At 68.1% G+C, this 18,938-nt stretch carries 23 protein-coding genes; 19 read left to right on the plus strand and 4 right to left on the minus strand.

Features of this window, described 5'->3' with window-relative positions; all coding sequences use genetic code 11:
- Positions 1–191 precede the first annotated feature (191 nt).
- Genes rpsP through trmD form a run of 4 tightly spaced genes read left to right on the plus strand, consistent with a single transcriptional unit; the run spans position 192 to position 2,199 of the window.
- On the plus strand, positions 192–716 hold the full coding sequence (rpsP, locus tag MU582_07835) for a 30S ribosomal protein S16 (protein ID UPK76531.1): 525 nt from the start codon (positions 192–194) through the stop codon (positions 714–716).
- Between the two features lie 5 nt (positions 717–721).
- A complete protein-coding gene (locus MU582_07840) occupies positions 722–964 on the plus strand; it encodes an RNA-binding protein (protein ID UPK76532.1) in 243 nt (80 codons plus the stop codon).
- 15 nt (positions 965–979) lie between these two features.
- Positions 980–1,507 carry a ribosome maturation factor RimM gene (rimM, locus tag MU582_07845; GenBank protein ID UPK76533.1) on the plus strand — a complete coding sequence of 176 codons (528 nt, stop codon included), beginning with the start codon at positions 980–982 and terminating at the stop codon, positions 1,505–1,507.
- 5 nt (positions 1,508–1,512) lie between these two features.
- A complete protein-coding gene (gene trmD / locus MU582_07850) occupies positions 1,513–2,199 on the plus strand; it encodes a tRNA (guanosine(37)-N1)-methyltransferase TrmD (GenBank protein UPK76534.1) in 687 nt (228 codons plus the stop codon).
- Between the two features lie 39 nt (positions 2,200–2,238).
- On the opposite strand, the gene MU582_07855 is transcribed toward trmD, so the two are convergent.
- Positions 2,239–3,414, minus strand: coding sequence for an MFS transporter (locus MU582_07855; protein UPK76535.1), 1,176 nt, complete (start codon positions 3,412–3,414; stop codon positions 2,239–2,241).
- Positions 3,415–3,624: 210 nt separating this feature from the next.
- Here MU582_07855 and rplS point away from each other — a divergent pair, with 210 nt between their 5' ends.
- From rplS to MU582_07900, 9 genes are all read left to right on the plus strand, one after another.
- The gene (gene rplS / locus MU582_07860; protein UPK76536.1) at positions 3,625–3,987 is read left to right on the plus strand and encodes a 50S ribosomal protein L19; all 363 of its coding nucleotides are present in this window, start codon (positions 3,625–3,627) and stop codon (positions 3,985–3,987) included.
- A gap of 26 nt (positions 3,988–4,013) precedes the next feature.
- On the plus strand, positions 4,014–4,808 hold the full coding sequence (gene lepB, locus MU582_07865; GenBank protein ID UPK76537.1) for a signal peptidase I: 795 nt from the start codon (positions 4,014–4,016) through the stop codon (positions 4,806–4,808).
- Between the two features lie 82 nt (positions 4,809–4,890).
- Positions 4,891–5,712, plus strand: a complete 822-nt coding sequence (gene lepB / locus MU582_07870; GenBank protein UPK76538.1) for a signal peptidase I — start codon at positions 4,891–4,893, stop codon at positions 5,710–5,712.
- A gap of 40 nt (positions 5,713–5,752) precedes the next feature.
- Positions 5,753–6,460, plus strand: coding sequence for a ribonuclease HII (locus MU582_07875; protein UPK76539.1), 708 nt, complete (start codon positions 5,753–5,755; stop codon positions 6,458–6,460).
- A complete protein-coding gene (locus tag MU582_07880; GenBank protein UPK76540.1) occupies positions 6,457–6,765 on the plus strand; it encodes a DUF2469 domain-containing protein in 309 nt (102 codons plus the stop codon). Before MU582_07875 ends, MU582_07880 begins: the two co-directional genes overlap by 4 nt.
- A gap of 149 nt (positions 6,766–6,914) precedes the next feature.
- Positions 6,915–7,280: a YraN family protein gene (locus tag MU582_07885; protein ID UPK76541.1), complete on the plus strand. Its 366-nt coding sequence runs from the start codon at positions 6,915–6,917 to the stop codon at positions 7,278–7,280.
- 8 nt (positions 7,281–7,288) lie between these two features.
- Positions 7,289–8,863 carry a YifB family Mg chelatase-like AAA ATPase gene (locus MU582_07890; protein ID UPK76542.1) on the plus strand — a complete coding sequence of 525 codons (1,575 nt, stop codon included), beginning with the start codon at positions 7,289–7,291 and terminating at the stop codon, positions 8,861–8,863.
- Positions 8,860–10,038: a DNA-processing protein DprA gene (gene dprA, locus MU582_07895; protein UPK76543.1), complete on the plus strand. Its 1,179-nt coding sequence runs from the start codon at positions 8,860–8,862 to the stop codon at positions 10,036–10,038. Before MU582_07890 ends, dprA begins: the two co-directional genes overlap by 4 nt.
- Before the next feature lie 27 nt (positions 10,039–10,065).
- A complete protein-coding gene (locus MU582_07900; GenBank protein ID UPK76544.1) occupies positions 10,066–11,037 on the plus strand; it encodes a tyrosine recombinase XerC in 972 nt (323 codons plus the stop codon).
- 2 nt (positions 11,038–11,039) lie between these two features.
- Here MU582_07900 and MU582_07905 read toward each other — a convergent pair whose 3' ends face one another.
- The gene (locus MU582_07905) at positions 11,040–11,969 is read right to left on the minus strand and encodes a peptidoglycan DD-metalloendopeptidase family protein (protein ID UPK76545.1); all 930 of its coding nucleotides are present in this window, start codon (positions 11,967–11,969) and stop codon (positions 11,040–11,042) included.
- A gap of 107 nt (positions 11,970–12,076) precedes the next feature.
- On the minus strand, positions 12,077–12,811 hold the full coding sequence (locus MU582_07910) for a tyrosine-protein phosphatase (GenBank protein UPK76546.1): 735 nt from the start codon (positions 12,809–12,811) through the stop codon (positions 12,077–12,079).
- Between the two features lie 276 nt (positions 12,812–13,087).
- Between MU582_07910 and rpsB the strand changes: the two genes are divergently transcribed.
- From rpsB to MU582_07935, 5 genes are read left to right on the plus strand one after another with little or no spacing between them, the layout of a single operon-like run.
- Positions 13,088–14,026: a 30S ribosomal protein S2 gene (gene rpsB / locus MU582_07915; GenBank protein UPK76547.1), complete on the plus strand. Its 939-nt coding sequence runs from the start codon at positions 13,088–13,090 to the stop codon at positions 14,024–14,026.
- A 34-nt stretch (positions 14,027–14,060) separates the two neighbouring features.
- Entirely contained in the window at positions 14,061–14,876 is an 816-nt protein-coding gene (tsf, locus tag MU582_07920) for a translation elongation factor Ts (protein ID UPK76548.1), read from the plus strand.
- 52 nt (positions 14,877–14,928) lie between these two features.
- Positions 14,929–15,672: a UMP kinase gene (gene pyrH / locus MU582_07925; GenBank protein ID UPK76549.1), complete on the plus strand. Its 744-nt coding sequence runs from the start codon at positions 14,929–14,931 to the stop codon at positions 15,670–15,672.
- Positions 15,673–15,720: 48 nt separating this feature from the next.
- The gene (gene frr / locus MU582_07930; GenBank protein UPK77135.1) at positions 15,721–16,275 is read left to right on the plus strand and encodes a ribosome recycling factor; all 555 of its coding nucleotides are present in this window, start codon (positions 15,721–15,723) and stop codon (positions 16,273–16,275) included.
- On the plus strand, positions 16,275–17,126 hold the full coding sequence (locus tag MU582_07935) for a phosphatidate cytidylyltransferase (protein UPK76550.1): 852 nt from the start codon (positions 16,275–16,277) through the stop codon (positions 17,124–17,126). Before frr ends, MU582_07935 begins: the two co-directional genes overlap by 1 nt.
- Positions 17,127–17,150: 24 nt before the next feature.
- On the opposite strand, the gene MU582_07940 is transcribed toward MU582_07935, so the two are convergent.
- Entirely contained in the window at positions 17,151–17,663 is a 513-nt protein-coding gene (locus MU582_07940; GenBank protein UPK76551.1) for a DinB family protein, read from the minus strand.
- A 72-nt stretch (positions 17,664–17,735) separates the two neighbouring features.
- Between MU582_07940 and rlmN the strand changes: the two genes are divergently transcribed.
- A complete protein-coding gene (gene rlmN / locus MU582_07945) occupies positions 17,736–18,917 on the plus strand; it encodes a 23S rRNA (adenine(2503)-C(2))-methyltransferase RlmN (GenBank protein ID UPK76552.1) in 1,182 nt (393 codons plus the stop codon).
- Positions 18,918–18,938: the final 21 nt, after the last annotated feature.

Raw genomic sequence — 18,938 nt, forward strand, 5'->3', positions numbered from 1 at the left:
GGGTGCGCGGCGCCGCCGGTGCCCGCGATTGGATGCGAGCGCGAGGCTCTGGCACAATGAGGGGTCGTATCCGTATCGCTCGGGGACCCTCTCATCCTCGTCCGTCCGGATCCGCCGATCAGGCGGCCCCGCACCCCACACGGCGCCTCCTGTTCACCACGCCTAAAGACTCAGAAGGAGACACCACACTCGTGGCCGTCAAGATTCGTCTGAAGCGGATCGGCAAGATCCGTCAGCCGTACTACCGTGTCGTCGTCGTCGACTCGCGCAAGAAGCGCGACGGACGCGTCATCGAAGAGATCGGCATCTACCACCCCAAGAACGACCCCTCGGTGATCGAGCTCGAGGGCGAGCGGGCGCAGTACTGGCTCGGCGTCGGCGCTCAGCCGTCGGAAGCCGTGCTCGCGCTGCTGAAGCTGACCGGTGACTGGCAGCAGTTCAAGGGCGAGGCCGCGCCGGCGCCGCTCAAGGTCGCCGAGCCGAAGAAGAGCAAGGACGACCTGTTCAACGAGGCGCTCAAGGACGTCGGTGTGGAGCCCAAGGAGGGTGCCACCACGACCAAGTCCTCGAAGAAGTCGTCGAAGAAGGCCGACGAGGCCAAGGCCGATGACGCCAAGGCCGAAGAGCCGAAGGCCGATGACGCCAAGGCCGAAGAGCCCAAGGCGGAAGAGCCGAAGGCCGACGAGGCCAAGGCCGAGCAGTCCGACGAGGGCTGACGCCGGTGATCGCCGAACTCATCGAGCATCTGGTGGGTGGCATCGTCGCGTACCCCGATGACGTCGACGTACGCGCGAAGCAGCTGCGTCGCGGCGTCATCTACGAGGTACGCGTGAACCCGAGCGATCTCGGCAAGGTGATCGGCCGCTCCGGTCGCACCGCCACCGCGATCCGCACGGTCGTCAATGCCGTCGCGGGCAAGGGCAGCGCCCGGATCGACTTCGTCGACGTCGACCGCCGCCGCTGAGAGGAAGCTCCTGCGATGCAGGTCGTGATCGGCCGCATCGGTCGCGCGCACGGGGTACGTGGCGAGACCAGTGTCGACGTACGCACCGATGAGCCCGAACGCCGCTTCGCGGTGGGCTCATCGGTGCAGGTCGAAGACACCGGCCGTACGCTGCGGATACAAGCGGTGCGCCGCCATCAGGGTCGGCTGCTCGTGCAGTTCGACGGGGTCGACGACCGCACCGCCGCCGAGACCCTGCGTGGGTGCGTGCTCGCCGTCGAGGTCGACCCAGACGAGGCGCCCGACGACCCGGAGGAGTTCTACGACCACCAGTTGGTCGGGCTCGAGGTCCGCTCGAACGCCGGCGCCGTCGTGGGAGAGATCCGCCAGATCGTCCATCTCCCCGCTCAGGACGCGCTCGAGGTACGCACGCCGGAGGGTCGCGACCTACTGGTTCCGTTCGTCGAGGAACTCGTGCCGACCGTCGATGTCGCCGCGGGGCACGTGATCGTGTCCGACGTACGCGGTTTGCTCGATCCGGACGTCGCCGACGAGGCTGGCTGATTCCGGTGCGCATCGACGTCATCACCATCTTCACCGACTACCTGAGTCCGTTGTCGGTCTCGCTCGTCGGCAAGGCGCGTGAGCGCGGATTGCTCGACGTCCGCGTACACGATCTGCGCGACCACACGCACGATCGACACCGGACCGTCGACGACACCCCGTACGGCGGCGGCGCCGGCATGGTGATGCGGCCCGAGCCGTGGGGCGAGGCGCTCGACGAGCTCACTGCGGATTCCGCGCAGCTGCCCACCCTGGTCGTACCCACGCCGTCGGGGCGCCCGTTCGGCCAGCGCGACGCCGAGCGACTAGCGGGTCTCGACTGGCTGGTTTTCGCCTGCGGGCGGTACGAGGGGATCGACCAGCGGGTGATCGACGACGCGGCCGAGCGGATGCCCGTCGAGGAGCTCTCCCTCGGCGACTTCGTGCTCAACGGCGGTGAGGTCGCGACACTCGCGATGATCGAGGCGGTGGCGCGGTTGCTGCCGGGCTTCATGGGCAATCCCGAGTCTCTGCGCGAGGAGTCGCACACCGAGTCCGGGCTGCTCGAGTACCCGGTCTACACCAAACCCGCGAGCTGGCGCGGCCGCGACGTACCCGAGGTGTTGCTGTCGGGCAATCACGCCAGGATCGCGCAGTGGCGCCACGAGCAGTCCGTGCAACGTACGAAGGACCGCCGGCCCGATCTGCTGTGACGCGTAGGCGCGAGCATCCGGCAAGGTGCCCGCGATAGCTCAGGTACGCCGGCCTTCTCGCCAGGCGAGCGGCGCGGTGGCCGCGATCAGCGCCGCCGACACGATGAATGCGGCCTCATGGCTCGCGAGTGCGACGACGGCGCCGAGGAGCACCGCACCGACGCCGGCCCCGCCGTCGTACGCCATGTTCCAGACGGTGCTGGCGAGTCCGCGTCCTTGCGTACCTGCGCGGTTGAGCATCACGACGAGCGTTTCGTTCTGAACGGCGCCGAACCCCACCCCGTACGCGAATGCCGCAACCGGGACGACAGCCTGCGGGCCTTCGCCGGTCAATGCGGCGACGCCTGCCATGCCCAGTGTGCCGGCGAGGACCGCGGGCAGCACCATGCGACCGGCGCCGATCTGGTCCGAGATGGCACCGACGCCGAGCCGACCGGCGTTGACTCCGATCGACATCGCGAGCAGCGCGGTCGATGCCGTCACAGGGTGACTGATCGCGAGCGGCAGGAACGTCGACAGACCTCCCAGACCGATCGACACTCCGATCATCAGCACGAATCCCGGTAGCAACGGCCCGAGACGTGCGGACGCCTCGTCGGTAGCGCTGCGATCGTCGCGACGCTCGCTGCTCCGTACAAAGAGCACAGTCGGCACTGCGACCAGGGTCGAGACCGTCATCGCCAAGAACACCGGCGCGAATCCGACTTCCTGTGCGACCCACACGCCGAGAGGCAAGCAGACGACGCTCGGCAGTCCGGTCGCGAGGCCGTAGAGCCCGACGCCCTTGCCGATGAGGGCGGCCGGGATCAGCTCGGCGGTCAGCGCGCTCCCGGCCACCACCACCATGCCGAAGCCGATGCCGCGTACGGCCGAGACCGCGAGAACGGGCGCGAGTGCGTCGGAGAGCAGGTACGCCGGGGTGGCGACTCCCATCAGCAGCGCGCCGACGGAGAACAACGTACGAAGCGACAGCAACCGGAACAGCCAGCTAATGCAGAGCTGGCTGACGACGGTTGCACCCATCATCACGCCAGTTGTCGAGCCGACACCGGTGCCGCCGCTCCCGCCCTCGGCGGCCCACAGTGGTACGACCGACAAGAGCGTGGCGTAGTTGCCGACCGAGAGGAACGTCGCGACCAGCAGGAGTAGGAAGCTCCGGCTTCGCAGCGGGCTCGCCCGTCCGGTTGGGCCAGAGACCTCGCGGGTACGACGCATCAGTCAGTTATAGGCCACCGGTTGACGCCGCGACATGCGTACCACTGCTCGGACGGCGCTCGATTTCGCCGCGTCGAGTCCGTATGGCAAACTTGGTCGTCGGTGCGCCGCCGGTTCTGCTGCCACAGGGGTATGACCACGCGCGTACGCGCCGCCCAATGACCGTCAGTTTCGTGGATGACCTGTGGCACCTGCGAGGAAGAGACTCCGATGACCAACCCGATCGATGCCGTCGCTGCCGAAGCCAAGCGCGACGACATTCCCGAGTTCCGCGCCGGCGACACACTCAAGGTGCACGTCCGCGTCGTGGAGGGCAACCGCTCTCGTATCCAGGTTTTCCAGGGTGTGTGCATCAAGGTCCAGGGGTCGGGCGTCGGCCGCACCTTCACCGTCCGCAAGGTGAGCTTCGGCGTGGGTGTCGAGCGTACGTTCCCGCTGCACACGCCGGTCGTCGACAAGATCGAGGTCGCCACCCGCGGCGACGTACGCCGGGCGAAGTTGTACTACCTGCGTAACCTGCGAGGTAAGGCCGCTCGTATCCGCGAGAAGCGCGAGACGACGCCAGCCAACTGATCCTCGACCCGGATAGGGGCCATCCGGTGCACGACGACAGCGAGACCGCCGCACAGAACGCGGCCGCAGACGCGGCTGCCGCTGATGCTGGGCCCGACCGGCCGGGGCCGAGCTCCGAAGAGTTCGCTTCGTCGCCGACCGGGGCGTCGAAGCGGACGAAGAAGACCCGGCCGTTCTGGCAGGAGCTGATCGTCCTGTGCGTGGTCGCTCTGGTGATCGCCTGGTTCGTCAAGGCGTTCTTCGTCCAGTCGTTCTACGTACCGTCGGAGTCGATGATGCCGACTCTCGTCGGCCACACACACGGCTCGAAGCCCGACGACAGGCTGCTGGTACAGAAGGTCTCGTACTGGAGCGGCGGCCCAGAACGCGGTGACGTGATCGTGTTCAAGGATCCGGGCGGGTGGCTCTCGGACGCCGAGACCCCCGATCCGAACGCGTTCCAACGCACGATGGAGTTGGTCGGCCTCTATCCGACGGGCGGCCATCTGGTGAAGCGCGTGATCGGTGTCGGCGGCGATGAGGTCAGCTGTTGTGACGGCCAGGGCCGCCTGCAGATCAACGGCGAGTCGATCGAGGAGCCGTACGTCAGGAACCCCGCCGCCACGAAGCAGCGCAAGTTCAACGTCACGGTTCCCGACGGCAAACTGTGGGTCATGGGCGACAACCGGGCCCACTCTGCCGACTCGGTGTACCACATCGGTGACAAGGACGGCGGGTTCGTCGACGAGGACGAGGTCGTCGGCAAGGTGTGGTCGGTCGTCTGGCCGCTCGACCGATTCGGCGGGCTGCCCGACGTCGGCGAGATCGGCGACCTGGACTAGTTCAGGGCACTAGGTTCAGGCGTAGGCGACGATCGGTGGTTCGCACCTCGGGAGGCACTGGTCGGGCTATAAGGTCGGGTACGTGAGCTCGTATGACGCCGACGGCGATGGACAATCAGCTGAGTCGCAGCGGCGAGTAGAGCCGGATGACCCGGGCGCGCCGAGACCTCCCGAATCAGCCGCCGAAGCGGAGGACGGTAAACGCGCCAAACGCAAGCATCTGCCGTTGTGGCAGGAGACGTTGCTGCTGCTCGGCATCGCCTTGGTGCTCGCCCTGATCGTCAAGACGTTCTTCGTACAGGCCTTCTACATCCCTTCGGGGTCGATGGAGCCGACCCTCATCAAGGACGACCGGATCCTGGTCGAGAAGGTGTCGTACTGGGCAGGCGACGTCGACCGTGGTGATGTGGTCGTCTTCGACGACCCGGGCGGCTGGCTCGACAAGGAGCAGAGCAGCGAGCCGAGCAATGCGTTGCAGAAGGGGCTCGAGCTGGTCGGGCTCTACCCGTCCGGCGGTCACCTGGTCAAGCGCGTGATCGGGGTCGGCGGCGATCGGGTCAGCTACTGCGGCGGAGCATCCCGGGTCCGGGTCAACGGGCAGCTGATCGACGAGCCGTACCTGCCCGATGGTGGCGAGGGGTTCGAGGTCCCGAAGCGGAGCAAACCCGACTGCTCCGTCGTCGATGTGCCCGCCGATGAGCTGTGGGTGATGGGCGACAACCGCGGCAACTCCGCCGACTCGCGCGCGCATACGGGAGGCCCGGGGGGCGGCACCATCAGCGTCGACGAGGTCGTCGGCAAGGACTGGCTGATCGTCTGGCCGTGGGACCGGATCGGCACGGTCAGCGACGACCACGCATTCGACAACGACGAGCTGGACGAGCTGCAGGCAGAAGTACGCTAGTGCACGGCACTGGAGCGTTGTGGCAAGGAGGTGTGAGCCGGTGACCGTGCGCCCGCGTGGCTCGACTGTGCGTCGCGACGCCGGACTCTACGGGTACGAACGTGCCCTGGGGCGAGCCGGTCTCGCGCCGATCGCCGGCGTCGACGAGGCCGGACGCGGAGCGTGCGCGGGTCCGCTGGTGGCAGCGGCCGCGGTGCTGCCCGAAGGCCGACGCGGCATCGTCCCCGGCCTCGCCGACTCCAAGCTGCTGACGGCGTTGCAGCGGGAGCGCTGCTACGACGAGGTGCTCGCCCGCGCGGTCGACTGGTCGGTGGTCGTGATCGAGTCGGCCGAATGCGATCGGCTGGGCATGCACGTCGCGAACATCGAGGCGCTGCGGCGCGCGCTGGCACGACTCGACGGCGACCCGCAGTACGTACTCACCGACGGTTTCCCGGTCGACGGCCTCGGCCGTCCGGGGCTCGCGGTCTGGAAGGGCGACCGGGTCTCTGCCTCGATCGCTGCGGCCTCGGTCATCGCCAAGGTGACTCGTGACCGGATCATGTGCGAGCTGCACGAGACCTATCCTGCGTACGACTTCGCGACCCACAAGGGATACATCACCCGCGAGCACACGCGGGCGCTCGACGCTCACGGGGCTTGTCCGCAGCATCGGCGGCGGTTCTCCAACGTGCGCGCGGTGCTCGGCGAGGCCGACGGGGCGGTGCTGGAGTCTGCTGCCGCGACGACATTGCGAGGAGAGGTATGAGCGCCGACGACCTGGAGCAGTACGAGGCCGATATGGAGCTCGCGCTGTACCGGGAGTACCGCGACGTGGTCGGCATCTTCAAGTACGTCGTCGAGACCGACCGGCGGTTCTACCTGTGCAACGCCGTCGACGTGAAGGTCCGCTCGGAGACGGGCGACGCGTACTTCGAGGTGTCGATGAGCGATGCGTGGGTGTGGGACATCTACCGCCCAGCGAGGTTCGCCAAACAGGTCAAGGTGCTGACGTTCAAGGACGTCAACGTCGAAGAGCTCGCGACGAGCGATATCGAGCCACCGAAACCCTGATCGGGGCCGCCGCGGAGCGCACGTACGCCGTGCGCTGACCGCTTCGAGCCGGATCTCGTCCACAGTCCTCGCGCAATCCACAGCTCGCCCGATCAGCCCGACACCTTCCCGCCGCACACACGCATGCTGCAAGGCGGAGGTGATCGCGGATGGCGACGTACGAGCAGCGCCGCTCGCTCGGAGAGTACGGCGAGCGACTCGCGGCCAGCCACCTGCGCGCGGCGGGCATGGTGATTCTGGATCGCAACTATCGGTGCAAGCACGGCGAGATCGATATCGTCGCGCGCGACGGAGACACCCTCGTCGTCTGCGAGGTGAAGACCCGGCGCAACCTGATGTACGGCGCCCCGATCGAGTCGGTGACACCGCAGAAGGCTGCCCGGCTGCGACGACTGGCGGCCCATTGGCTCGCCGACTTCGCGATGTCACCGCCGAGCATCCGCATCGATGTGATCGGCGTCGTGGTTCCCGTACGCGGTGCTCCTCGAGTCGAGTGTGTCGCGGGGGTGGCCTGACCATGGGGATGGCACGCACCCGATCCGTCGCGCTCGAGGGCACTCGCGGCCACCTGGTCGAGGTCGAGGCCGATATTTCGCCGGGTCTGCCGACGGTGACCGTCGTCGGGCTGCCCGATGCATCGCTCGGTGAAGCCCGAGCCCGCTGCCGCGCTGCCGTGACGAACTCCAAACGCGCCTGGCCGGACCGCAAGGTGACGATCGGCCTGTCTCCCGCATCGCTGCCGAAGTTCGGCTCGCACTACGACCTGAGCATCGCGATCGCCGTGCTCGCGGCCGCCGGGGAGGTTCCGCGGGCGGCGCTCGCCGACACCATCTTCCTCGGCGAGCTCGCCCTCGACGGAATGCTGCGCGGCGTACCCGGCGTGCTCCCGTCGACGCTGGCGGCAGTCGATGCCGGGTGTGCCCGCATCATCGTGCCCGAGGTGAATGCTCCCGAGGCCGAGCTGGTCGGTCAGGTCGAGGTGCACGCGGTGCGCTCGCTGCGCCATGTCGTCGCGATCCTGCGGGCAGAGCCGATCCCGGACGACCCTCCGGTGCTGCCGATGGTCGACAGCGCGAGCTCCTCCTGGTGCGAGCAGGACCGGCTGGCTCTGCTCGACATGCGCGACGTCGTCGGCCAGGATGCCGGCCGGATTTCGGTGACTGTCGCCGCAGCGGGCGGTCATCACCTTTTCCTGCACGGCCCACCGGGTGTCGGCAAGACGATGCTCTCCGAACGCCTGCCCGGCCTCCTTCCCGATCTCGGCCACCGTGAAGCGATGGAGGTCATGGCCGTGCACTCCGTCGCCGGCATCCTGGCGGCCGATGCTCCGCTGATTCGCCGCCCGCCATTCCTCGATCCGCATCACTCGGCGAGCAAGCCGGCGGTGATCGGCGGTGGCGGTCGCGTCGTACGCCCGGGTGCGATGAGCCTCGCACACAGGGGAGTGCTGTTTCTCGATGAGGCGCCGGAGTTCAACCGCGACATCATGGAGGCGTTGCGCCAACCACTCGAAAGTGGACGGGTCACGATTGCGCGCGCCGCGCGCACGGCAGAGTATCCGGCGCGGTTCCAACTCGTCCTCGCTGCCAACCCGTGTCCATGCGGCCGAGACGGCACGTCGACGTCCGACCTGTGTACGTGCACGACGACGTCCAAGCGCAAGTATCACGACAAGTTGTCAGGCCCGGTACTCGACCGGATCGACGTGCACCGCACAGTCGAGTCGATTTCCGTACGCCAACTGCACGAGGCGGTCGACGACAAGGTCGACACCGCGTCCATTGCGGCGCTGGTCGAGAAGGCTCGGCACCGTCAGCGCGATCGCTATGCCGGCACTCCGTGGCGAATCAACGCCGAAGCGCCCGGTGCCGAGCTGCGTAGACACTGGCCGATGTCGAGCGACGCCGACGCGCTGATCGACAAGGCGTTGGCGCGCAGCAGAGTTTCGCCGCGTGCGGCCGACCGGATCGTTCGCCTCGCCTGGACGGTCGCGGATCTGACCGGTGTCGAGCGTCCTGGTGTCGCGGAGGCACGCGCGGCCATGCAGCTGCGAATGGACGAGCCGATCGACGGCCCGCTGCTGGGAGTCCTGGAATGACCGACCCGCAGGAAGCGTCGTCGATGCAGCAGCCGAGCGCACGGATGCTGATGAGTTTGGTCACCGAACCCGGTGACGTTCGCCTCGTCGAGGCGATCGAGCAGTTCGGTGTCGACGACGTACTCGCGGCCTGCCGAGCGGGCGAGCCGCTCGACGAGGACGTGCTGAAACCGTCGTGGGTCCAGCGGGCGTCGGAGCTCGACCGCCTCGCCGACGACGCCCTCGCAGCGGCCGAACGCGCCGGGCTGCGGTGGATCGAGCCGGGTGCGCGAGGCTGGCCGGACCGCTTGGAGTCGCTCGATCTGGCCGAGCCGTTGAGCTCTGTCGGCGGGGCCCCGCTGGGCCTGTGGGTCCGCGGCAGCATCGAGCTCGCGGCCGTAACCGATCGGTCGGTCGCAATCGTCGGAGCGCGCAATGCGACGACCTACGGAACCCAGGTCGCCGCTGACCTCGCCGCCGAGGTCAGCGTCGACGGATGCACCGTCATCTCCGGAGGAGCGTTCGGCGTCGACATCGCTGCCCACCGAGGTGCGCTGGCCGTCGGCAAACAGACGGTGTGCGTGCTCGCGTGCGGAGCCGACGTCGCGTACCCACGTGCGCATTCCAATATCCTCGCGCGAATTGCCGACAACGGGTTGGTGATCAGTGAGCAGGCGCCCGGGGCGACGCCGACTCGCGGGAGGTTCCTGACCCGCAACCGCGTCATTGCGGCGCTGGCCCAGGGCACTGTCGTCGTCGAGGCGGCGCGTCGAAGCGGCGCGCTCAACACCCTCAACTGGGCGCAGCGCTGCAACCGGGTCGCGATGGGCGTGCCGGGCCCCGTCACGAGTCGGGCATCGGTCGGCGTGCACCACGTGCTGCGTGCGGGAGGCGCGGTGCTCGTCACTCGCAGCGATGAGGTGCTCGAGGCGCTCGGCACGATCGGATCTGTCGACGCGACGCTGCCGTGGGTTCCGCCGACAGGCATCGACCGGCTGTCCGTATCGACCCTGCGCATCTTCGAGCAGGTGCCCGCCGGGTCGAGCGCAACGACCGAGGAGATCGCTGCGGCAGTGCCGTGCCGACCGGAGGAGGTTCGACTTGCGCTCGGTGCACTCGTCGAAGCGGGGTTCGTCGTGGCCGGCGACGACTGCTGGCGGGCCATCCGCCCACAGCGGCGAGCCGACTTGTCGTGAGGGGCGCCAACCTGCACAGTGCGACACATGGGCACACAGTCGGCGGCGGAGGGTGCAGAGAGCACCGTCGCACGAGGCGAGCCGTCCCGCGGTTCGGCGTGGGCCGATGCGCTGACGGCGTACGAACGCCACCTGACAGCCGAGCGTGACCTGACCCCGCACACCGTGCGGGCGTACCTGACCGATCTGCGCGGACTCGCCGAGCATGCGACGGCACTGCGCGTCGAAGATCCGGCGGACCTCGACGTACGCACGCTGCGCAGCTACCTGGCGAACCTGCAGACCCGCGGGCGCGCCCGAACGACCCTGGCGCGGCGTGCGACGGCGGTGCGGGTGTTCGGGGCGTGGCTCGTGCGTACCGGTCGGGCGACGAAAGACCCCGGTGCACTGCTCGCGAGCCCCAAGGCACATCGAGATCTCCCCGCGGTCCTACGCGAGGACGAAGTTCGAGACCTGCTCGACGCAACGGCGGCCGCCTGCGTCGACGACGGAGCGGTCGGGCTTCGTGATCTGGCCGTGCTCGAGGTGCTGTACGCGACCGGCATCCGGGTCGGCGAGCTCGCCGGACTGGATGTCGATGACGTCGATGAGGAACGCCGAGTCGTAAGGGTCTTCGGCAAGGGACGCAAGGAGCGCATGGTTCCGTACGGTGCGCCCGCGGCTCGCGCGCTGTCCGACTGGTCCTCTCGGGGCCGGCCGGAGCTGGCCCGGCAGGGGAGCGGACCCGCGTTGTTCCTCGGCGCACGAGGCGGACGCATCGACCAACGAGCCGTTCGTACGTTGGTGCACCGGCGGCTCGGTGTCGTAGAAGGAGCGCCCGATCTCGGTCCGCACGGGCTTCGACACACCGCGGCAACCCATCTGCTCGACGGCGGCGCCGACCTGCGCACCGTTCAGGAGCTACTGGGTCATTCGTCGCTCGCGACGACCCAGATCTACACCCATGTGAGCACCGATCGGCTGCGCGCGGCCTATCGCCAGGCACATCCGAGAGCCTGACGTCAGAGCCAGGTCTCGGGGTCGACGGTGGTCCCGTTGACCTCGACCATGAAGTGCAGATGGCATCCGGTCGAGTAACCGGTGCTGCCGACAGATCCGATGACATCGCCACGCTGGATCGAGTCGCCGACACTGACTTCCCAGCTGGTCAGGTGGTTGTACGAGGTGGTCGCCGCGCTACCCGCGATCTGGCCGTGGTCGACGATGACCCGGTTCCCGTAGGCGGCGTCGGCGTACGCCTCGGCGACGACGCCGTCCTCCGCGGCACGTACGGGAGTGCCGCAGCCCACGCCGAAATCGGTGCCGTCATGCAGCTTCCAGACACCGAGGATCGGGTGTAGGCGCATGCCGTAGGGCGACGTGATCGGTCCGTCGACCGGCATGCCGAGGCGTCCGTCTCCGTCGACCGGGCCGACCGGCGTCACCGGGGCTACCGGCGGTGGCCCGAACGGTGTCACCAAGCGCACGGCCGAGGTTGACGGCAGCAGCTCGAGCGGGTCTGCGTACTCGCCGGCGACGATCCGACCGAGATGCAGACATGCATCGGGCGCGCAATGGCTCCCGGCCTCGGCGAGCGTGCCGATCGTCTCGCCGGCGGAGATGTCGTCTCCGCGGGTAACGGTCGCATCTACGGGCTGGTACGTGGACTCGGTGCCGCCGTGATCGATGGTGATCACACCCACGCCCGCGATCTTGCCGACGTACGTGACGGTGCCGCTCGCCACCGCATGCACGTCGGCGCCGACCGCGCCGGCAAGGTCGACTCCGCGGTGCCCGGCGCCGTACTCCTCATCGGGTGCGTCGAACGCCTCGACGACCGCGGGTTGGGGATCGAGCGGCCAGACCCAGGAGTCTTCGGCGTATGCCGGTAGCGCGACGGCGGCGAGCCCGGCGACAAGCAGAGCGGCGAGACAGAGCGTGAGAGCCTTCATGCCCGCAGCGTGCGTGTTCCGATACGCGTGTGGCCGGGCATCGCGCGATGCCTGTGGACAAGCCTGCCGATCGGCGCGCGCTGTGGACGATCAGCGGCCGCGAGCCGTCACCGTCGCAGCCGGGCGCGGACGTTCGCCAGGTCGGCATCGGTCGCGCCGCCGTCGCGGAGGTACGTCGGCAGGTCTACGCCGAGCGTCGCGCCGCCGACCAGCTCGTCGATGATGCGTGCCGGTGTCGTTCCGCGTTCGGCGTACAGATGGTCGAAGGCGGCAGGTGTGCGTACCTGGCCGTCGGGTAGGCAGACAGTGGCAACCAGTTCGTCACTCATCGCGTGGTCGTCGGCGATTCGCTCCGCAGGCACGTCGGCAAGGGCCAGAGCGAGCATGCTCACCAGACCCGTACGGTCGCGACCGGCCGCACAATGCACGAGCACGACTCCCGGCCCGGCCTGTGCGATCGCCGAGACCGCCGCTGCGCAGCGTTCGGGCTTGCGGCGCATGAACTCCGGGTAGTACAGCGGTCCGAGGCCGCCGTAGCCCTCGGACTCGAAGAAGTCCCACATCTGCGTGTCGGCCGCGTCGTCGATCGGCAGCCGCACGGTTGTCACCGAATCGGGCCGGGGCGCGTTGTCGGCGCCGAGCTCGTCGTCGTTGCGCAGATCGATCACCGTTCGCACGCCGTACGCCGCCAGTGCCGCCCAACCCGTTGTCGTCAGGTGCTCGACGTTCTCGGCGCGTACGATCCCGCGGAACTCGGTGCGACCGCCGTCGCGGGTTTCGATGCCGCCCAGATCGCGTACGTTGCAGCAGCCGTCCCACGGCAGGACCCGGTCATGACGCATGAGCGTCATCCTGACATGGCCCCGTGCCGCGCAGGTCGCGGTCAGGTATCGATCCGATTGGCGCCGGCGGCCCGGGCTCACGTAAACTACCTCCAGCACCTCTGTAACGAGGTGACTTCGCGTGCCCGCAAGTCATGTCTACCCGTAAGGCGCGATGTGGGCGCGGTCCTGGTCTCCACGAAACGTGGGGTGGGCCGCGTGCCGGGCACCAGGGCATCGGCGACCGTCGATGCGACAACCAGGACGGGGCGCCCGGCGCCCAGAAGGAGAACGGCCATGGCCGTCGTGACCATGCGACAGCTGCTCGAGAGCGGCGTCCACTTCGGACATCAGACCCGGCGCTGGAACCCGAAGATGAAGCGCTTCATCTTCACCGAGCGCAACGGCATCTACATCATCGACCTCCAGCAGTCGCTGAGCTACATCGACAACGCCTTCCAGTTCATCAAGCAGACCGTCGCCAACGGTGGCGTGATCCTCTTCGTTGGCACCAAGCGGCAGGCCCAGGAAGCGATCGCCGAGCAGGCGACGCGGGTCGGCATGCCCTACGTCAACCAGCGCTGGCTTGGCGGCATGCTCACCAACTTCCAGACGATGCACCAGCGCCTGCAGCGCATGAAGGAGCTCGAGGAGATCGACTTCGACGATGTCGCCGGCTCCGACCGCACGAAGAAGGAGCTCCTTCACATGCGGCGCGAGTACGACAAGCTGAACCGCACGCTCGGCGGCATCCGCGATATGGGCCGTACGCCGTCTGCGGTGTGGGTCGTCGACACGAAGAAGGAGCACCTCGCGGTCGACGAGGCCAAGAAGCTCGGTATCCCGATCATCGCGATCCTCGACACCAACTGCGACCCCGACGACGTCGACTACCCGATTCCGGGCAACGACGACGCGATCCGTTCGGTGACGCTGCTGACCCGCGTCGTGGCAGACGGCGTCGGCGAGGGTCTGATCGCGCGCGGTACGGCCAAGTCCGGTGAGGCACCGGCCGGTGCCGAGCTCGGTTCCGATGAGCCGCTGGCCGAGTGGGAGCGTGAGCTCGCCAAGGGCGGCGAAGGCGATGCCCCGGCGGCCGAGGCGCCGAAGACGGAGGCCCCTGCAGCCGAAGCACCTGCAGCCGAGGCACCTGCAGCCGAAGCACCCGCAGCGGAGCCCGCCAAGGACGACGCGGCCGCCGCAACCGAGGCGCCTGCAGACGACGCGAAGGCCTGACTCCACCCTCACGACACAGACGAGAAAGAAGACAATGAGCATTACCGCAGCGGATGTGAAGAAGCTCCGGGACGCCACCGGCGCCGGGATGATGGACGCCAAGAAGGCGCTCACCGAGGCCGAGGGCGACTTCGACAAGGCAGTCGAGAACCTGCGCATCAGCGGGGCAGCCAAGGCCGCCAAGCGCGGTTCTGAGCGCGATGCGACCGCCGGACTCGTCGCGGCGTCGGGCACTGCGCTCGTCGAGCTCAACTCCGAGACCGACTTCGTCGCCAAGAACGAGCAGTTCGTCGCACTTGCCGATGAGCTCGCGCAGGCGGCCGACCAGAGCAAGGCCGCCGACGCCGAGGCGCTGAGTGCGGTCACGCTGTCGGGCGGCAAGACGGTCGCCGAGGCGATCAGCGAGCTGGCAGCGGTCATCGGCGAGAAGATCGAGCTCGGCCGCGTCGCCGTGTTCGACGGCGACGTCGCGACCTACATGCACCGCCGGGCGAGCGACCTGCCGCCGGCGGTCGGCGTACTGGTCGAGTACGACGGCGCCGACGAGTCCGCGGCCCGCGGAGTGGCGATGCAGATCGCCGCGATGCGCCCGCAGTTCGTCTCGCGTGACGACGTGCCCGACGACGTCGTGGCCAAGGAGCGCGAGATCGCCGAGGCCACCGCCCGCGAGGAGGGCAAGCCGGAGCAGGCACTGCCCAAGATCATCGAGGGGCGGCTCAACGGCTTCTACAAGGAGGTCGTGCTCCTCGACCAGCCGGCCGTTCAGGACGGTAAGAAGTCGGTACGCGCGATCCTCGACGACGCAGGCGTACAGGTGAAGCGGTTCGCCCGCTTCGAGGTCGGCGCCTGAACGAGGCAGCCAGCCGTACGAAGAACCGAAGAACGCCCAGGAGGCCGGTGACATGGACCAGGACAACGCAGTCGATGTACCGGCCTCCGGGTCGTTTCGGCGGGTTCTGCTGAAGCTCTCCGGTGAGGTGTTCGGCGGCGGCAAGATCGGGGTCGACCCCGACGTCGTCAACGGCATCGCACAACAGATCGCCGAAGTCGCCCGGGAGGGCGTACAGGTCGCGGTCGTGGTGGGCGGCGGCAACTTCTTCCGCGGAGCAGAGCTGTCTCAGCGCGGTATGGACCGCGCACGCGCGGACTACATGGGCATGCTCGGTACGGTGATGAACTGCCTCGCGCTGCAGGACTTCACCGAGAAGCAGGGCGTCGAGACCCGCGTTCAGTCCGCGATCGCGATGGGGCAGGTCGCAGAGCCGTACATCCCGCGGCGAGCCATCCGGCACCTCGAGAAGGGCCGCGTGGTGATCTTCGGCGCGGGTGCCGGCATGCCCTACTTCTCGACCGACACCGTCTCGGTGCAACGCGCGCTCGAGATCAAGGCCGACAGCGTGCTCATGTCGAAGAGCGGCGTCGACGGTGTCTACTCCGCCGACCCGCGAAGCGACCCCGACGCGACCAAGTTCGACTCGGTGACCTTCGACGAGGCACTGCGCCTCGGCCTGAAGGTCGTCGATGCGTCCGCCTTCGCGCTGTGCATGGAGAACGAGCTGCCGATGATCGTGTTCGGCATGGAGGGTGACGGCAACGTCGCCCGGGTGCTGCGGGGCGAGAAGATCGGCACTCTCGTGCACGGTTAGGGTTGACGGACCGCCGCCTTTCAACTCACGACACTGGAGAGAACCGTGATCGACAAGACCCTGCGCGAGGCCGACGCCAGCATGGACAAGGCGGTGGAGCACGCCCGCGAGGAGTTCGCCGCGATCCGTACGGGGCGCGCGCATCCGGCGATGTTCGCGAAGATCAACGCCGACTACTATGGCGCGTCGACGCCGATCCAGCAGCTCGCCGGGTTCACGGTTCCCGAGCCGCGGGTCATCGTCATCAACCCGTACGATCTCAGCGCTAAGGGTGCGATCGAGAAGGCCATTCGCGACTCCGACCTCGGCGTGAACCCGACCGACGACGGCAAGGTGCTGCGCGTGACGCTGCCTGAGCTGACCGAGGATCGTCGCAAGGAGTACATCAAGCTGGCGCGCGCCAAGGCCGAGGAAGGCCGCATCTCGGTGCGCAACCAGCGCCGCAACGCCAAGCAGACGCTCGATAAGTCCGAGAAGGACGGTGAGATCGGCAAGGACGATCTGACCGGCGCCGAGAAGCGGCTCGACGGCCTCACCAAGAAGCACGTCGAGAAGATCGACGAGCTGCTGAAGAACAAGGAAGCCGAGCTGCTCGAGGTCTGATGAGCGAGTCATCGGAGACCGCGCCGGCGCCGGAGGCGAAACCGAGCCGCGCCGGTCGGAACGTCCCTGTCTCGATCGCGGTCGGCCTGTCGCTGCTCGCGGTGGTCGGGGCGTCGCTGTTCTTCGTCAAGGTCGCGTTTCTGGGCATCGTCCTGCTCGCGGCCCTGCTCGCACTCTGGGAGTTCTCCAACGCCCTTTCGACCGGCGGCATCCGCGTACCCGTCGTACCCGTTGCGATCGGCGGTCTGGCGATCCTGGTCGGCAGCTATCTCGGCGGCATCGAGGCGGTCGGCGTTGCGGTCGCCCTGACGGTCATCGGCACGCTCATCTGGCGGCTCACCGAGGGCGCCGACGGTTTCGTACGCGATGTGTCGGCGGGCATCTTCACCATTGCGTACATCCCCGTGCTCGGGTCGTTCGTACCGTTGATGTTGGCCGAGGACGACGGTCCGTGGCGCATCGTCGCGTTCGTCGTCTGCACAGTGGCCTCTGACACGGGCGGCTTCGTCGCCGGTGTTCTGGCGGGCCGCCATCCGATGGCTCCGACGATCAGCCCGAAGAAGTCTTGGGAGGGGTTCGGCGGCTCGTTGGTGCTCGGTATGGCCGCCGGCGCCCTCACCGTCTACTACGGTCTCGACGGCGAATTGTGGGTGGGTGTCCTGCTCGGCTTCGCGATCGTGGTGATGGCCACTCTCGGCGACCTGAGCGAGTCGTTGGTCAAGCGCGACCTCGGCATCAAGGACATGGGCAACCTGCTCCCCGGTCACGGCGGAATCATGGACCGGCTCGACTCGCTGCTCGTGGTTGCGCCGGTGTGCTGGCTGATCCTGCACCTGCTCGTCGAGGCCTGACAGATCCGCCCAGCGGGGCTGGGGTCAGGCGAGCAGGCCCCGCGCGTACGCCGCCTGACCCAAGTGCTGTAGGCAGTCGCCGAGCAGGCTGACCAGTCGCGCGCTCGCGGTCACGGGCGGGTCCCATCGAGTGTCGACGATCCGCGCGAGCTCGTCGACCGTGACGGTGTCGACGTACGCGAGGCTCATCTCATGAACCGCGGCCTGATACGCGACGAGCTGGTCAACCGGAACCGTCACCTGGCCGACCTGCTCGGGAGTGTGCCCGAAGCCGGTGTCTTCGAAGGCGAACGGCACACCCAGCCGTTCGTACCAGCCGTCGGCCCACACCTGCTCGCGCCGGGCGAGATCGGCGACGTGGTCATCCTGGATCCGGGTCAGATGCCACAGCAGCCAGGCGATCGAGTTCGCGTCGGGCGCCGGTCGCGCGGTGGCGGTGTCCTGATCGAGATCGCTGAAACGCGACATCAATCCGGTGATGCGGTTGAACGAGTCGGTAAGCAATTCTCGTACGGCGGTTGGCTGGTCGTTCGTCATTACCTCATCATGCCCGAGGTGCCGCGCTCGGCGTACCCGTGCAAGTGGCCGGATGAGAGGATGGACCCCGTCATGACAAGCCCAACCGAACCCGACCGTACGTCCGTGCTCCCCGCCGATGGGCCGGCCGATACGCCCGCCAAGCAGCTTCCGCTGGTCTTCAACGCTCCGCGCGGGCGCAAGAAGCCGCCGAAGCATCTCGCCGACCTCGATCCGGCCGCGCGCCGCGAAGCCGTCGAGGCGCTGGGCGAGCCCGCGTACCGCGCCAAACAGCTGAGCACCCACTACTTCTCCCGACTCATCGACGACCCCGAGCAGATGACCGATCTGTCGGCCGCAACCCGCGACAACCTCGTCGGAGAGCTGCTTCCCGACCTGCTCACTCCGGTACGTACGCTCGAGGCCGATCAGGGAACTACCCGCAAGACGCTGTGGCGGTTGTTCGACGGCGCACTCGTCGAGTCGGTCCTGATGCGCTACCCGGACCGCACCACGATGTGTGTCTCCAGCCAGGCGGGCTGCGGGATGGCCTGCCCGTTCTGCGCCACCGGCCAGGGCGGCCTGCAGCGCAACATGTCGACGGCCGAGATCATCGAGCAGATCGTGGCCGGCGCCCGAGCGATGCAACGTGGCGAGGTTCCCGGCGGCCCCGGGCGAGTGTCCAACGTGGTGTTCATGGGCATGGGCGAGCCGATGGCCAACTACAAGGCGATGATGGGGGCCGTGCGCCGCATGGTCGACCCGAGCCCGGACGGCCTCGGCATGTCCGCGCGTGGCATCACCGTCAGCACGGTCGGGCTCGTACCCCGCATCAAGCAGCTCACCGAGGAAGGCATCCCGGTCACCCTTGCGCTGAGCCTCCATGCGCCCGACGACGAACTGCGCGACGAGCTGGTGCCGATCAACACCCGGTTCAAGGTGCACGACGCCGTCGGCGCGGCCTGGGAGTACGCGAAGCGTACGAAGCGCCGGGTCTCCATCGAGTACGCGATGATCAAGGACATCAACGATCAGGCGTGGCGCGCCGACCTCCTCGGCGACGTACTCCGCTCGTACGGCGACTGGGGTTGGGTGCATGTCAACCTGATCCCGCTCAACCCGACGCCCGGTTCGAAATGGACCGCCTCGCGGCGTACCGACGAACGCGAGTTCGTACGCAGGCTCGAGGCGAAAGGCATACCGACGACCGTCCGAGACACCCGCGGCCAGGAGATCGACGGAGCCTGTGGCCAGCTCGCCGCCGTCGATGGGTAGTCGCCGGCCGCGCCTCGACCT

The sequence above is a fragment of the Nocardioidaceae bacterium SCSIO 66511 genome (assembly GCA_023100825.1).
Taxonomy (GTDB): domain Bacteria; phylum Actinomycetota; class Actinomycetes; order Propionibacteriales; family Nocardioidaceae; genus Solicola.

What these genes read in the sequence shown, in the direction of transcription:
- rplS (UPK76536.1), top strand. Translation starts at nt 3,625, where the DNA reads ATGACCAACCCGATCGATGCCGTCGCTGCCGAAGCCAAGCGCGACGAC.
- rpsB (UPK76547.1), top strand. Translation starts at nt 13,088, where the DNA reads ATGGCCGTCGTGACCATGCGACAGCTGCTCGAGAGCGGCGTCCACTTC.
- MU582_07890 (UPK76542.1), top strand. Translation starts at nt 7,289, where the DNA reads ATGGCACGCACCCGATCCGTCGCGCTCGAGGGCACTCGCGGCCACCTG.
- MU582_07880 (UPK76540.1), top strand. Translation starts at nt 6,457, where the DNA reads ATGAGCGCCGACGACCTGGAGCAGTACGAGGCCGATATGGAGCTCGCG.
- pyrH (UPK76549.1), top strand. Translation starts at nt 14,929, where the DNA reads ATGGACCAGGACAACGCAGTCGATGTACCGGCCTCCGGGTCGTTTCGG.
- MU582_07910 (UPK76546.1), bottom strand. Translation starts at nt 12,811, where the DNA reads ATGCGTCATGACCGGGTCCTGCCGTGGGACGGCTGCTGCAACGTACGC.
- rlmN (UPK76552.1), top strand. Translation starts at nt 17,736, where the DNA reads ATGACAAGCCCAACCGAACCCGACCGTACGTCCGTGCTCCCCGCCGAT.
- MU582_07935 (UPK76550.1), top strand. Translation starts at nt 16,275, where the DNA reads ATGAGCGAGTCATCGGAGACCGCGCCGGCGCCGGAGGCGAAACCGAGC.
- MU582_07855 (UPK76535.1), bottom strand. Translation starts at nt 3,414, where the DNA reads ATGCGTCGTACCCGCGAGGTCTCTGGCCCAACCGGACGGGCGAGCCCG.
- MU582_07905 (UPK76545.1), bottom strand. Translation starts at nt 11,969, where the DNA reads ATGAAGGCTCTCACGCTCTGTCTCGCCGCTCTGCTTGTCGCCGGGCTC.
- MU582_07885 (UPK76541.1), top strand. Translation starts at nt 6,915, where the DNA reads ATGGCGACGTACGAGCAGCGCCGCTCGCTCGGAGAGTACGGCGAGCGA.
- MU582_07900 (UPK76544.1), top strand. Translation starts at nt 10,066, where the DNA reads ATGGGCACACAGTCGGCGGCGGAGGGTGCAGAGAGCACCGTCGCACGA.
- tsf (UPK76548.1), top strand. Translation starts at nt 14,061, where the DNA reads ATGAGCATTACCGCAGCGGATGTGAAGAAGCTCCGGGACGCCACCGGC.
- dprA (UPK76543.1), top strand. Translation starts at nt 8,860, where the DNA reads ATGACCGACCCGCAGGAAGCGTCGTCGATGCAGCAGCCGAGCGCACGG.
- MU582_07940 (UPK76551.1), bottom strand. Translation starts at nt 17,663, where the DNA reads ATGACGAACGACCAGCCAACCGCCGTACGAGAATTGCTTACCGACTCG.
- rimM (UPK76533.1), top strand. Translation starts at nt 980, where the DNA reads ATGCAGGTCGTGATCGGCCGCATCGGTCGCGCGCACGGGGTACGTGGC.